Source organism: Acidovorax cavernicola, assembly GCF_003581445.1.
Map to the genome: position 1 here is coordinate 111,521 of NZ_QXMN01000007.1, position 13,422 is coordinate 124,942.

At 68.8% G+C, this 13,422-nt stretch carries 14 protein-coding genes; 8 read left to right on the forward strand and 6 right to left on the reverse strand.

The features are described 5' to 3' along the window. Positions 1-5 precede the first annotated feature (5 nt). A complete protein-coding gene (locus D3H34_RS08955) occupies positions 6-860 on the reverse strand; it encodes a M48 family metallopeptidase (protein ID WP_119553097.1) in 855 nt (284 codons plus the stop codon). A gap of 119 nt (positions 861-979) precedes the next feature. On the opposite strand from D3H34_RS08955, the gene D3H34_RS08960 reads away from it, so the two are divergent. From D3H34_RS08960 to D3H34_RS08985, 6 genes are all read left to right on the forward strand, one after another. Continuing rightward, entirely contained in the window at positions 980-2,374 is a 1,395-nt protein-coding gene (locus D3H34_RS08960) for an AmpG family muropeptide MFS transporter (protein WP_119553098.1), read from the forward strand. A gap of 155 nt (positions 2,375-2,529) precedes the next feature. Then, positions 2,530-3,732, forward strand: a complete 1,203-nt coding sequence (locus tag D3H34_RS08965) for a beta-ketoacyl-[acyl-carrier-protein] synthase family protein (RefSeq protein ID WP_205736697.1) — start codon at positions 2,530-2,532, stop codon at positions 3,730-3,732. Next, a complete protein-coding gene (locus tag D3H34_RS08970; protein WP_119553099.1) occupies positions 3,729-4,565 on the forward strand; it encodes a beta-ketoacyl synthase chain length factor in 837 nt (278 codons plus the stop codon). Before D3H34_RS08965 ends, D3H34_RS08970 begins: the two co-directional genes overlap by 4 nt. A gap of 196 nt (positions 4,566-4,761) precedes the next feature. Continuing rightward, positions 4,762-5,484, forward strand: a complete 723-nt coding sequence (locus D3H34_RS08975) for a response regulator transcription factor (RefSeq protein WP_056583888.1) — start codon at positions 4,762-4,764, stop codon at positions 5,482-5,484. A 7-nt stretch (positions 5,485-5,491) separates the two neighbouring features. Then, positions 5,492-6,697 (forward strand): ATP-binding protein, encoded by a 1,206-nt coding sequence (locus D3H34_RS08980; protein ID WP_119553100.1) that lies wholly within the window; start codon positions 5,492-5,494, stop codon positions 6,695-6,697. 66 nt (positions 6,698-6,763) lie between these two features. Beyond that, the gene (locus tag D3H34_RS08985; RefSeq protein ID WP_119553101.1) at positions 6,764-7,993 is read left to right on the forward strand and encodes an O-antigen ligase family protein; all 1,230 of its coding nucleotides are present in this window, start codon (positions 6,764-6,766) and stop codon (positions 7,991-7,993) included. 48 nt (positions 7,994-8,041) lie between these two features. Here D3H34_RS08985 and D3H34_RS08990 read toward each other — a convergent pair whose 3' ends face one another. Together D3H34_RS08990 and D3H34_RS08995 are read right to left on the reverse strand one after the other, a co-directional pair. Then, positions 8,042-8,251, reverse strand: a complete 210-nt coding sequence (locus D3H34_RS08990) for a zinc-finger domain-containing protein (protein ID WP_119553102.1) — start codon at positions 8,249-8,251, stop codon at positions 8,042-8,044. An 8-nt stretch (positions 8,252-8,259) separates the two neighbouring features. Further along, a complete protein-coding gene (locus tag D3H34_RS08995) occupies positions 8,260-9,213 on the reverse strand; it encodes a branched-chain amino acid transaminase (RefSeq protein ID WP_119553103.1) in 954 nt (317 codons plus the stop codon). Positions 9,214-9,348: 135 nt separating this feature from the next. On the opposite strand from D3H34_RS08995, the gene D3H34_RS09000 reads away from it, so the two are divergent. Next, a complete protein-coding gene (locus tag D3H34_RS09000) occupies positions 9,349-10,347 on the forward strand; it encodes a recombination-associated protein RdgC (RefSeq protein ID WP_119553104.1) in 999 nt (332 codons plus the stop codon). 25 nt (positions 10,348-10,372) lie between these two features. Here D3H34_RS09000 and D3H34_RS09005 read toward each other — a convergent pair whose 3' ends face one another. Beyond that, positions 10,373-10,801 (reverse strand): glycerate kinase, encoded by a 429-nt coding sequence (locus tag D3H34_RS09005; protein ID WP_119553105.1) that lies wholly within the window; start codon positions 10,799-10,801, stop codon positions 10,373-10,375. Continuing rightward, the gene (locus D3H34_RS09010) at positions 10,789-11,178 is read right to left on the reverse strand and encodes a VOC family protein (RefSeq protein ID WP_205736698.1); all 390 of its coding nucleotides are present in this window, start codon (positions 11,176-11,178) and stop codon (positions 10,789-10,791) included. Before D3H34_RS09010 ends, D3H34_RS09005 begins: the two co-directional genes overlap by 13 nt. A 172-nt stretch (positions 11,179-11,350) precedes the next feature. Between D3H34_RS09010 and D3H34_RS09015 the strand changes: the two genes are divergently transcribed. After that, the gene (locus D3H34_RS09015; protein WP_119553107.1) at positions 11,351-11,806 is read left to right on the forward strand and encodes a hypothetical protein; all 456 of its coding nucleotides are present in this window, start codon (positions 11,351-11,353) and stop codon (positions 11,804-11,806) included. A gap of 89 nt (positions 11,807-11,895) precedes the next feature. On the opposite strand, the gene D3H34_RS09020 is transcribed toward D3H34_RS09015, so the two are convergent. Further along, the gene (locus D3H34_RS09020) at positions 11,896-13,413 is read right to left on the reverse strand and encodes a BCCT family transporter (RefSeq protein WP_119553108.1); all 1,518 of its coding nucleotides are present in this window, start codon (positions 13,411-13,413) and stop codon (positions 11,896-11,898) included. Positions 13,414-13,422: the final 9 nt, after the last annotated feature.

Genomic DNA, 13,422 nt, shown 5'->3' on the forward strand with positions numbered 1-13,422 from the left:
GCTCGTCAGCTGCGCTTGGCCGCCCGGTAGAGGTTTTCGACCTTCGGCACATTCGCCTCGAGCTTGGCGATGCGGTCCGGCCCGCTCGGGTGCGTCGACAGAAAACTCAGGCCGCCCTGGTTCTTGGAGGCCGACGCCATCTTCTTCCACAGCGACACCGACGCCTTCGGGTCATAGCCCGCGCGCGCCGCGAGTTCGAGGCCCACGAGGTCGGCGTCGGTCTCGTCGCTGCGGCTGAATTTCAGGGTGATGAGCTGCGTGCCGGCGCGCGCCGCGAGGTCGCCCACCTGGCCGAGCCCCAGCAGCTGCGCGCCGATGGACAGCGCCGCGCCGGTGCCGACGCTCTTGGCCATGCGGGCGCGGGCATGTTCGCGCAGCGCGTGCGCCATCTCATGGCCCATGACCATCGCGACTTCGTCGTCGCTGAGCTTCAGCTGTTCGAGGATGCCGGTAAAGAAGGCGATCTTGCCGCCGGGCATGCAGAAGGCGTTGATCTGCTTGCTGCCGATCAGGTTCACCTCCCACTTCCATTCACGCGCGCGGGCGTTCCACGGCAGGGCGAAGGGAATGAGCCGCTGCGCGATGGCGCGCAGCCGCAGCAGTTGCGGGTTGTCGCCGCCCGCCAGCGCGCCCTTGGACCGCGCCTGTTCGAGCAGCTGGCCGTACTGCTGCACGCCGGCCGCCTCGATCTGGTCGGCGGGCACGAGGTTGCGCGCCACCGAGGCATTGCCGACGTTGACCTGCGCCAGCGCCGGCGCGCTGAGCGCCGCACCGGCGGCGGCCAGCAGGAAGGCCCGGCGCGGGTTCCAGGCCGAGGCTGCGGAAAGGGCAGAAAGGGGGCGTTCGCATCGTGTGCACATAAGTGTCCGGATGATAGGAACAAATGCAGACAAACGGGCGCGCCGATGTCCCCGACCTTCCACGAAAACCTCCGCCTTCGGCTGCGGTGCGAGTGCCTTCGGGCGGCCGGGCGGCACTCATGGACAATCCCTCACTCATGTCCGCACCGCCCGCCGAAACCACCCAAGCCCCCGCGAGCACCGCCCTGCCCTGGCGCGACGCGCTCAAGGTCTACCTCGAACCCGCCACCCTGCGCATGCTCGCGCTGGGCTTCTCGGCCGGCCTGCCGCTGCTGCTGGTGCTGGGCACGCTGAGCTTTCGCCTGCGCGAGGCGGGCATCGACCGCACCACCATCGGCTACCTGAGCTGGGTCGGGCTGGCCTATGGCTTCAAGTGGGTCTGGGCGCCGCTGGTCGACCGACTGCCGCTGCCGCCGCTGACCACGCTGCTCGGACGCCGGCGCGGCTGGCTGCTGCTGGCACAGGGCATGGTGATTGCCGGGCTGATCGGCATGGCGGTGAACGATCCGCGCCTGGGGCTGCAACCGCTGATCTGGTGCGCGCTGCTGGTGGCCTTCGGCTCGGCCACGCAGGACATCGCGCTCGACGCCTTCCGCATCGAATCGGCCGAGACACGCAAGCAGGCCGCGCTGGCCGCCGCCTACCAGACCGGCTACCGGCTGGCGATGATCTGGGCCGGCGCCGGCGTGCTGTGGGTCGCGGCCTGGGCCGAGGTGGTGCCCGCCGTGGCGGCCACCGGCGCGGCGGCCTACCAGAACGGCGCCTGGAAGACGGCCTACCTCGTCATGGCGGCCTCGATGGCGGTCGGCGTGCTCACGGTACTGCTGTCGCCCGAACCCGCGCAGCGCGCGCTGCCGAAGGCGAAGAACGCCGGCGAATGGCTTCGCAGCGTGCTGATCGAGCCGTTTGCCGACTTCATCCGCCGCTATCGGTGGCAAGCGGCGCTGATCCTCGCGCTGATCGCCATCTACCGCATCAGCGACGTGGTGATGGGCATCATGGCCAACCCCTTCTACGTGGACATGGGCTTCACCAAGGACCAGGTGGCCACGGTCAGCAAGATCTACGGCGTGATCATGACGCTGGTGGGTGCCTTCGTGGGCGGCGTGTTGTCGATGCGCCTGGGCGTGATGCGGGTGCTGATGCTGGGTGCGGTGCTGAGCGCCGCGAGCAACCTGCTGTTCGCCTGGCTGGCCACGCGCGGGCACGACCTGACGGCGCTGATCGCGGTGGTGTCGGCGGACAACCTGGCCGGCGGCATCGCCTCGGCGGCCTTCATCGCCTACCTGTCGAGCCTGACCAACATCAGCTACTCGGCCACGCAGTACGCGCTGTTCAGCTCGCTGATGCTGCTGCTGCCGAAGTTCATCGCCGGCTATTCGGGCGCCTTCGTCGACGCCTACGGCTACAGCACCTTCTTCACCGCCACCGCGCTGCTGGGCGTGCCGGTGCTGCTGCTGGTGGCGCTGGCCGCGCGTTCGGCGACCCGCACAGGCGCCGGCGAGCGTCAATAGGGCCTGCGCCCGAGCTGTCATCTATAGGAAACAGCCGACGCAATCGGAGACACAACGCTGGTAGGCTGCGACATTCATTGCGTGAAAATTGCGCTTTTCCGCGTTTTCCTCTGTCGCCGACGCTTTTTCGCCTGTCGCCCGCCCCCACAACCATCGTGCCGTCCCGAATTTCTCCCCTTCAAATCAGCGCCTACACGGCCACCTCGGCCGTCGGCGTCGGCAAGGAAGCGCACGCCGACGCGCTCGCGCACTCGCGCAGCGGCCTGCGTGCCAACGATTTCGGCGATGCGCCGCTGCCGACCTGGATCGGCCGGGTCGACGGCCTGGAAGACGTCCGCCTGCCCGAGTCAGCGATGGCCTGGGACTGCCGCAACAACCGGCTGGCCTGGCTGGGCCTGCAGGCCGACGGCTTCCTCGAGGCGGTCGCAGCCGCGCGCCAGAAGTACGGCGCCTCGCGCATCGCGCTGGTGCTCGGCACCTCCACGGCCAGCATCGGCGAGACCGAGCTGGCCTACACACAGCTCGACGCCGACGGTAATTTCCCGTCGGACCAGCGCCGCCCCGCCGTGCACACGCCGCATTCGCTGGCCATGTTCGTGCAGCAGGTGCTGGGCATCGACGGGCCGAGCGAAACGATTTCCACCGCGTGCTCCTCCAGCGCCAAGGTATTCGCCTCGGCCGAGCGCCTGATCCGCCTGGGCCTGGCCGACGCGGCCGTGGTCGGCGGCGCCGACACGCTGTGCGGCAGCGTGCTGTTCGGCTTCAATTCGCTCGAACTGGTGTCCACCGAGCCCTGCCGCCCCTTCGATGCCGCCCGCAAGGGCATCAGCCTGGGCGAAGCGGCCGGTTTTGCACTGGTCGAGCGCGTGCAAGCTGGCGGTAACGCCTCGCAGCTGCTGGGCTACGGCGAGGCAAGCGACGCGCACCACATGTCGACCCCGCACCCCGAAGGCCTGGGCGCCGAGCGCGCGCTCGACGACGCACTGGCGCGGGCGGGCCTGGCGGCCGACGCCATCGACTACATCAACATGCACGGCACGGCGAGCCAGAAGAACGACGAGGTCGAAGGCGCGCTGGTGGCACGCCGCTTCCCCGCGCGCACGCACGCCAGCTCGACCAAGGGCTTCATGGGCCACACGCTGGGCGCCGCGGGCATCGTCGAGGCCGTGGTCTGCCTGCTGGCGATCGAGCGCGGCCTGATGCCGGGCACGGTCAACACGCGCGCGCTGGACGAGGGCTTCGGCCCGCAGATCAGGCTCGAACCCGCGACGGGCGAGGTGCGCTATGCGCTCTCCAACTCCTTCGGCTTCGGCGGCAACAACTGCGCGCTGGTCTTCGGCAAGGCGGTGGCTGCATGAACTACACGCCCACGCCCCCGACGCTCTACATCGAAGGCCCCGCCTTCTGGACCCCCACGCTGCCCGGCTGGGAGGCCGCGCGCGCGGCCTTCCGCGGCGAAGGCGCGCTGGCCGATCCGCCCGCCAAGCGGCCCTCGCCGCAGGTGCTGGCCCCGGCCGAACGCCGTCGCGCGCCCGACACCGTGGCGCTGGCGCTCGAAGTCGCCGCCGCGGCCATCGCGGGTACGGACCGCAACGCGGCCGACGTGCCCTGCGTGTTCACGTCGGCGCACGGCGACCTGTCGATCAACGACTACATGTGCAGCACGCTCGCGGGCGACCCGAAGATGCTGTCGCCCACCAAGTTCCACAACTCGGTGCACAACGCGGCCGTGGGCTACTGGACCATCGGCACGGGCTGCATGGCGGCCAGCAACGCCGTCTCGGCCTACGGCCACAGCTTTGCCGCCGGCCTGCTCGAAGCAGCGGTGCAGTGCGCGGCCGACCAGATGCCGGTGCTGCTGGTGGGCTACGACGCCCCCACGGTCGGCCCGCTGGCCTCGGTGACCGACAGCCGCGGCCTGCTGGCCGTGGCGCTGGTGATCGCGCCCGAGCGCACGGCACGCACGGTGGCGAGCCTCGACTGGTCGCTGGTCGGCGATGCATCCGGCACGCCGACCGCTCCGCGCTCGGCCGCCGCCGCCACGCTGAAGGACATCAACCCGATGGCCGACGCCCTGCCCCTGTTCGAGGCGCTGGCCCAGGCGCCAGGCAGCGCGGATGCGCCCGTCGACCTGCCGCTGTCGGCCGCGCTGGCCCTGCGACTGCGACTGCGCCTGCAGGCCGCAGGCTGAGCGGACGCGGCCGATCGACACCGCAGCGCGAGGCTCCACAAGGGCTTCGCGCCGGGTTGGAGTGAAATCGCCTCATGGCGCCCGTGGGACTTGCGGGCGTCGCTATGTTTTCCGCAGCATGTCAGGTTGACAGGGTGATGCTGCGTTTACCCAACTTTACGGAGCGTTCAAGCCCGCTTGCTCCCGGTGAACGACCATGAAGCGCATGAGCACCCCCCAACTCCTGATGATCGAAGACGACGCCCGCCTGGCGCAGATGGTGGGCGAGTACCTGACGCAGTCGGGCTTCGCCTTCACCCACGCCGGCGACGGCGCCAGCGGCCTGGAGCAGCTGCAGCAGCACGCGCCCGACCTGGTGATCCTCGACCTGATGCTGCCCGACACCGACGGGCTCGAAGTCTGCCGCCGCATCCGCGCGCTGCCCGGCCCACTGTCGAAGGTATCGGTGCTGATGCTGACCGCCAAGGGCGACCCCATGGACCGCATCATCGGCCTGGAGATCGGCGCCGACGACTACCTGCCCAAGCCCTTCGAGCCGCGCGAGCTGCTGGCGCGCATCCGCGCCGTGCTGCGCCGGCGTAGCGAGAACGCCACCGAGGCCGAGGCCTCGACCGTGATGCGCTTCGGCACGCTCGAGATCGACCGCAACGCGCGCACCGTGTCGGTGGCCGGCGCGCTGGCCGACCTCACCTCCTACCAGTTCGACCTGCTGGTCGCGATGGCCGAGCGCGCCGGCCGCGTGCTCACGCGCGACCAGATCATGGAAGCCGTGCGCGGCCGCGAGCTCGAAGCCTTCGACCGCTCCATCGACGTGCACATGGGCCGCATCCGCGCCGCCATCGAGGTCGATGCCAAGAACCCCAAGCGCATCCTGACGGTGCGCGGCGTGGGCTACGTCTTCGCCAAGCAGCAGGACTAGCCCGGCGATGCTGCGCAGCCTCTACCGCCGCCACCTCTACGTCCGCATCTGGCTCGCGGTGGTCGGCGGCGTGGTCATCCTCACGCTCATGGCCAACTGGATCGTGCGCGTGGCCGCCGAGGCCGAGCGCGAGCGCCTGGCGCCCGTGCCGCGCGAGGTCGTCGTGCTCGACGCGCAGGACCGCACCATCGGCACGGGCAAGGCCATGCGCGTGCCCGGCCAGGGGCTGGAATTCGACGTGACGCTGAGCGACGGCCGCGACCTGACGCTGCGCGTGGCGCCGCGCGAGCGGCCCACCGGCACCGGCGGCTTCGCGCCCTGGCGCACGCCCTTCGGGCTGGGCTGGATGATCGCGCTGGTCGGCGTGGCGGTGGCACTGGGCGTCTACCCCATCGTGCGGCGCATCACCCAGCGGCTCGAAACCTTGCAGCGCGGCGTGCAGCGCTGGGGCGAGGGCGACCTCTCGGCGCGCGTGATCGAGGAAGGACAGGACGAAGTGGCCGATCTCTCCAAGCGTTTCAACGCCTCCGCCGAACGCATCGAACAGCTCGTGCGTTCCCACAAGTCGCTGCTGGCCAACGCCTCGCACGAGCTGCGCTCGCCGCTGGCGCGCATCCGCATGGGCCTGGAGCTGATGGGCGAACAGCCCAACCCCACCGCCCGCGCCGAGATCTCGCGCAACATCGGCGAACTCGACCAGCTCATCGACGAGATCCTGCTGGCCAGCCGGCTCGATGCCAGCGAGGCCGACATGGGCACCATCGAAGCCGTCGACCTGACCGGCCTGGCCGCCGAGGAATGCGCGCAGGTGAATGCCGAACTCGATCTCGTCGAAGGTACAGACAACGCGGCGCTCACCGTGCCGGGCGTGTCGCGCCTGCTGCGCCGCGCGATCCGCAACCTGCTGGAAAACGCGCGCCGCTACGGCGCCGGCGAGATCAGCGTCGAACTCGGCAGCGCGGGCGGCTACGCCACGGTGCGCGTCAACGACCGTGGGCCGGGCGTGCCGCCCGCGCTGCGCGAGCGCATCTTCGAACCCTTCTACCGCCTGCCGGGCGCCAGCGAGCGCAACGGCGGTGTCGGCCTCGGGCTGGCGCTCGTGAAGTCGATCGCGGAGCGCCACGGTGGCTCCGTGCGCTGCGAGGACCGCCCCGGCGGCGGCGCGAGCTTCGTGATTCACCTGCCCGCCAAGGCCAGCGCCGCTTCGCACTGAGTGCCAGCAGACGCACAGGGGCAAGTCAGGTTCGGCTGAGGGGCCGCACCCTAGAATCCCGCCCCTATGCAGAGATCGCACATCGTTCGGCCCGCGGCCATGTTCTGGGGGCTGGTGGTGTTCATGCCGGTCGGCGTCACCTACCTGTCGGCCATCCTGTTGATGCTCACCCTGCTGCTGGCCGGCGGCCTGCGCGAACGCTATGCGCGGCTGCGCGCCAACCCGCTGTGGTGGCCGGTGGTGGCGTACCTGGCCTGGACCTTCATCGTGCTGGCCGTGCGGCCGCACTACCCCGAGACCCCTTCCAACCTGTTCCACGGGCTGCGCATCGCCTTCACCCTGCTGATGGCGATGGCGCTCACGCGCGAGGAAGCGCTGTGGACGCTGCGCGGTTTCCTGCTGATCGCGGCGCTCAACATCGTGCTCATCGTGCTGCACTACGCCCTGGGCCTGCCCGTGCCCGGCGCGCTGCGCGGCGTGGTGATGGAGGTGGGCAACAAGTCGATCAGCAACGCGCTGCTGTTCAGCATCGTCGCGGCCAGCGCGGCGGTCTACGGGCTGTCGCAGATCACGGGGCACCGGCCCTGGCGCGCGCTGGCGGCCTTTGCACTCGTGCTGGGGCTGGGCGTCGTCGTCGCGCTGCCGCTCACGTCGCGCACCTCGGTGCTCGCGCTGCTGCTGGTGATTCCGGTGGTCTGCCTGCACCAGTGGAAGAACCACCTGAAGGCGCTGTCGGCCGCGCTGATCCTGGGTGCCGTGGTGATCGGCGCGGGGCTGTACCAGCTGCCGCAGCTGCAGCAGAAGGTCGAGACCGGCATCGAGGAACTCGAGAAGGCGCAGACCGGCGCCGTGTTCCACGGCAGCTGGATCATCCGCTACTACATGTACCGCGACACCGGCGCCATGATTGCCGACCAGCCGGTCGCCGGCTGGGGCATCGGCGGCTGGACCGACCAGTGGCACAAGCGCGGTCCGGCGCTGTTCGCCGACTCCAACATGCCGCACAACGACTTCCTCTGGATGGGCGCGCAAAGCGGCATCCCGGGCATCCTGAGCCTGCTGGCGATCATGCTCGTCGCCGTCTGGCAGGCGTGGCGCCGGCCCGACATCGCCGGCCGCTACGCACTGGCCGCCACGCTGATCGCGCTCATCGCCTCCAGCGTGAACTCGGCGATGCGCGATGCGCAGATCGGCCTGGCGGTGCTGTGGATCGCGATGGTCTACCTGCGGCTGGCGCAGGAATCGCAAGATCCTGATCCGTGGCGCGGCCTGTGGCCCACGGCCCGGCAAAGCTGAAACAAAAAACCGGCCACGAGGGCCGGTTTCTTTTTTCCGTCTTGCCGCTCAGTGGCGGTTCGACACGGTCTCGCCCGCCTTCAGGCGGTACACCGTGCCGCAGTACGGGCACTTGGCTTCGCCGGTGCGCGCCACGTCGAGGTAGACCTTCGGGTGGCTGTTCCAGAGCTTCATGTCGGCCTTGGGGCTGGGGCAGAACACGCCGCCCTGGTGGTTGAGCTCCTTCGCGAGGAGTTCGACGACTGCATTGGTGGACATGTTTTTTCTCAGACCTTCGTGAGCCAGTGGGCGTACTTGGGATTCTTGCCGTTCACGATGTCGAAGAAGGCCGACTGGATCTTCTCGGTGACCGGGCCGCGCGAGCCGCCGTCGCCGCGGTTGCCGATCTCGATGCGGTCGAGCTCGCGGATGGGCGTGACTTCGGCGGCCGTGCCGGTGAAGAAGGCTTCGTCGGACACGTAGACCTCGTCGCGCGTGATGCGCTTTTGCACCAGCTCGATACCCAGGTCCTTGCAGATGTGCAGGATGGTGTTGCGGGTGATGCCGTTCAGGGCACCGGCCGACAGGTCGGGCGTGTAGACCACGCCGTTCTTGACGACGAAGATGTTCTCGCCCGCGCCTTCCGACACGAAGCCGCTCGCGTCGAGCAGCAGCGCCTCGTCGTAGCCGTCGTCCAGCGCTTCCATGTTGGCCAGGATCGAGTTGGTGTAGTTGCTGACCGACTTGGCCTGCGTCATCGTGATGTTCACGTGGTGGCGCGTGTAGCTGGAGGTCTTCACGCGGATGCCGCGGCGCATGCCTTCTTCGCCGAGGTAGGCGCCCCAGGACCAGGCGGCGACCATGGCGTGGATCTTGTTGCCCTTGGGGCTCACGCCCAGCTTCTCGGAGCCGATCCAGATGAGCGGGCGCAGGTAGCAGCTTTCGAGCTTGTTCTCGCGCACGACCTGCTTCTGGGCTTCGTTGAGCTGCTCCTGCGTGAAGGGGATCTTCATGCGCAGGATCTTGGCGCTGTTGAACAGGCGCTCAGTGTGCTCGGCCAGGCGGAAGATGGCGGTGCTGCCGTCGGCCGTCTTGTAGGCGCGCACGCCCTCGAAGGCGCCGCAGCCGTAGTGCAGCGTGTGGCTCAGCACGTGGATCTTGGCGTCGCGCCAGTCCACGAGTTCGCCGTCCATCCAGATCTTGCCGTCACGGTCGTCCAGCGAGGGGGGGATCGAGCTCATTTCCTGATTCCTTTGGGAGCGGTGTGGGGGTGCGACCCGCGTGGGAAGTCGCAAAAGCTTTCGATTTTACGGCGACGACCGGAATCGGGTGCCCGACAATGGCCGGTTGTGCCAACCAGTGGAAAAAGGGTTCCCGTGTCCGTATTCAAGAACGTCATCGTCTATCGCATCGAACCTGCCTGGTCCCAGACACTGACCGAGGCAGAAGAAGGGCTCGGCAAGCAACGCTTCGTGCCTTGCGGCCCCTCGCAGGAAAAGTCCGCCGGCTGGGTCGAGCCCCGCGGCGAAGCCAACGGCCCGCTGGTCGAATCCATCGACGGCCAGTGGCTGGTCGAGTACATGATCGAAAGCAAGCAGGTGCCCGGCTCGGTGGTGCGCCGCAAGGTCGACGAGCGCTGCGCCCACATCGAGGCCACCACCGGCCGCAAGCCCGGCAAGAAGGAAAAGAAGGAGCTCAAGGAAGACATCACCCTCGAGCTGCTGCCCATGGCCTTCACGCGCAGCGCGCGCGTGACGGTGTGGATCGACAAGGCCGAGAACCGCCTCGTCATCAACTGCGGCAACGCCGCGCGCGCCGACGAAGTGGTCACCAGCCTCGTGAAGTCGCTCGATGGCTTTGCCGTGGCGCTGATCAACACGCAGATCGAGCCGGCCGCCGCCATGGCCAACTGGCTGCTGACGCAGGAGCCGCCGGCTGGCTTCAGCATCGACCGCGAGTGCGAGCTCAAGGCCTCCGACGACTCCAAGGCCGTGGTGCGCTACGCCAAGCACGCGCTGGACATCGACGAAGTCAAGCAGCACATCACCGACGGCAAGCGCCCCACCCGCCTGGCGCTCACCTGGGACGACCGCGTGTCCTTCGAGCTGACGCACGGCATGCTGATCCGCAAGATCACCTTCCTCGAAGGCACGGGCGACGGCGCGGCAGGCGGCAAGAAGGAAGACAACTTCGACGCCGACGTGGCCATTGCCACCGGCGAACTCGGCCAGCTGGTGCCGGCGCTGCTCGACGCGCTGGGTGGCGAAGCGGCGTTCTCGGCGGCACCGCCGGACGAAGCGCCGAAGGCTGCGCCTGCCGCCACCGCGCCTGCGGCGCAGGCCGACACGCCCGAGGAAGAAGACGCGCCGTTCTGAGTGAGGCGACGCGCCCGCGCCGCGTTCAGGCGGCGGGCGTGTCCTCGTCGGCCGGCGTCTCGGGCCGTGTGAGCGTCCAGCTCTGCAACTTGCCGCCGTTGAACACGGCATCGACGTAGGAGCCGCCGGCATCGGTCCAGCGGTACAGCTCGGGCTGCTCGTTCTCGGGCGTGCGCAGTTCGCCGAGCGCGCGCGTCATCGCAATGACGTGCATCAGCGTCACGCCGGGCTTGAGCTTGGCATTGAGCATCACGGAACTCGCCACGGTGCCGATGGGCCGGTCGGCGGCCCGCTTGAGCACCTGCATCGTGCGGTTGAAGTTCATCAGCAGGAACATCACGATCGCGCCGCCGGCGAACGCCACGCCGCCCCATCCGTATTGGCGCCACGACAGGCCGAGGAGAACGACGGCCCCCACGGGCACCAGCAATTTCTGGAAATTCATGGCGCGCATTGTCGCCGCCCGGCAGAAGGCCCCCGCAGGCCGATGCAGTTGCCCCAGGGGTCGCGCACCTGCGCCATGTGCTCGTCGCCCTCGAGCCGCAGCGGGCCGCGGTACAACGCCGCACCGCACGACTGCAGGTGGGCCAGCGCGGCATCGAAGTCGGCGACGTTCCAGTACACGACCGATCCGAAGGCGCCCGCGCCGACCTTCGCGTCGGCTGGCACGAGCTCCAGCAGCACGCCATGGACCGACAGGCACTCGAAGGCCGGCGAACCGATCGACAAGGGCACGGCTTCGAGGAAGGCGTCGGTGTACCAACGCAACGCGGCGTTCACATCGGTGACGTGGACCATGACGGCGGCAATGGGGGGAACGGTGGATTTCATTCGGCGACTGCGGAAAACGGGCCGCGATTGTGCAGCCCCGGCCCCGCCGCAGTAGCGACCGTGGCTACCACCGGGCGCAGAAAGCGGTACTCGCGGCGAAAAGCACAGGGTGCAGCGACGGGTGCGGGCACATTTCGCCGCACGGGCATCTGCCCGGGCCACCGAGATACGCATGAACATCCCGCGTTCCGTCAGTCTGGTTCGACTCACCCTTGCCGCCGCACTCGCGGGCACCGTCCTCAGCGGTTGCTACGTGGTGCCGCTCGGACAACCCGCTCCCGCCGCGCCGTCGCAGCAAAGCTACGCCATCGCACCGGGGCCGGTGTCACAGACCTTCAGCGCGCGGCTCTATCCGTCGAACGCCGAAGCCGCGCGCTACGGCGCCGTCGGAGGCACGGTGACCAACGACATGAACGGCCGTGGCCACTTCAATGCGCAGATCGGCGCCGAACAGTTTCAGGGAGAGGCGACCCGCGTGGCCGGCTCGCGCACGGCCGGGGTGGCGAACGCCACGGGCAGTCGCGGCGGCAACCTGAGTTGCCAGTACACGATGAACTCCGCCACCTTGGGCAGCGGCCAGTGCGTGCTCAACAACGGGCCGGCGTTCACGATGCACATCGGAAGCTAAGCAAAGAACACAGAAGGCCAGGGAGGCCAGGGAAGGTAGGGAGGGTATGCCCGGCGCGTCCACCACGCGCCGGGCATTTTTTATGCGGCCTACCAGTTCACGAGCTGGCGCATCTTGCGTCGCAGCTCGCGTTCGCGCTTCTGCTCGGCGTTCCAGTCGTCGCGGATGGCCAGCGTGACCGACAGCGCCATCAGCAGGATCACGAACGCAAACGGCAGGGCGAACACGATCGTCGCCGTCTGGATCGCCTTGATGCCGCCCGCGAACAGCAGGCTCAGCGCAATCGCCGCCACCAGCACACCCCAGGTGATCTTGACGCGCGCCGGCGGATTCGGATTGCCCTTGGTGCTCATGATGCCCAGCACCAGCGTCGCGGAGTCGCCCGAGGTCACGAAGAACACGAACACCAGCACCGTGGCCACGATCGACAACAGCCCGCCCATGGGCATCGCCTTGAACATCACGAACATGGTGGTCGACACGTCGGCCTTCACCGATTCGACCAGCGGCACGCCCTGGAAGATCTCGAAGTTGAGCGCGGCGCCGCCGAACACCGAGAACCACGCGAAGCCCACCAGCGTGGGCGCGATCACCGTGCCCAGGATGAACTGGCGGATCGTGCGACCGCGCGAGACACGCGCAATGAACAGGCCCACGAATGGCGACCACGCCAGCCACCAGGCCCAGTAGAACAAGGTCCAGTCGGCCACCCACGAGCTGTTGCGGAACGGGTTCATGCGCAGGCTCATGCGCACGAACTCGGCGAGGTACGAGCCCAGCGTGTTGGTGAAAGTCTCGACGATGGCGATGGTCGGCCCCACGACCAGCACCGTGAGCGCCAGCAGCGCCGCCAGCACCAGGTTGCCCATCGACAACCACTTCACGCCGCGCTCGACACCGGTGACCGCCGAGGTGATGAACAGCACCGTCGTCACCACGATGATCACCGCCTGCGTCCAGCGACCGATGTCCGCGCCGAAGGCCGCATGCAGCCCGCTGTTGATCTGCGTCGCGCCCATGCCCAGCGAAGCCGCCACGCCGAAGGCCGTGGCCACCACCGCCAGCACGTTGAAGGCGGGCGACAGCCGCTGCACGAAGCGCCACGGCAGCGCCTCGGTGGCCGAGCTGACCAGCGGCAGCGCCTTGCGACGGAAGCTGAAGAAGGCGATCGACAGGCCGACGATGCCGTAGATCGCCCAGGGGTGCAGTCCCCAGTGGAAGAAGGCGTAGCGCATGGCCACGCCGGCGGCATCGGGCGTGCTGGCGATCACGCCCGGTGGCGGGCTTGCGTAGTGCGAGACCGGCTCGGCCACGCCCCAGAACACCAGCCCGATGCCCATGCCGGCCGCGAACAGCATCGCGAACCAGGCGCCGATGGAAAACTCGGGCTCGTCGTCCTCGTCGCCCAGCTTCAGGTCGCCGAAGCGGCTGAAGGCCAGGAAGACGGCCAGCACCACCAGGCCGAGCACCACCCACAGGTAGAACCAGCCGAAGTTGCGCGTGATGTCGGCCAGCGCGGTGCTGAACACCCGGTCGAGCGACACGGGAGAAATCAGACCCCAGAGCACGACCAGCGCGATCAGGCCGGCAGAGACGATGAGTTGCATGGCGCGGAC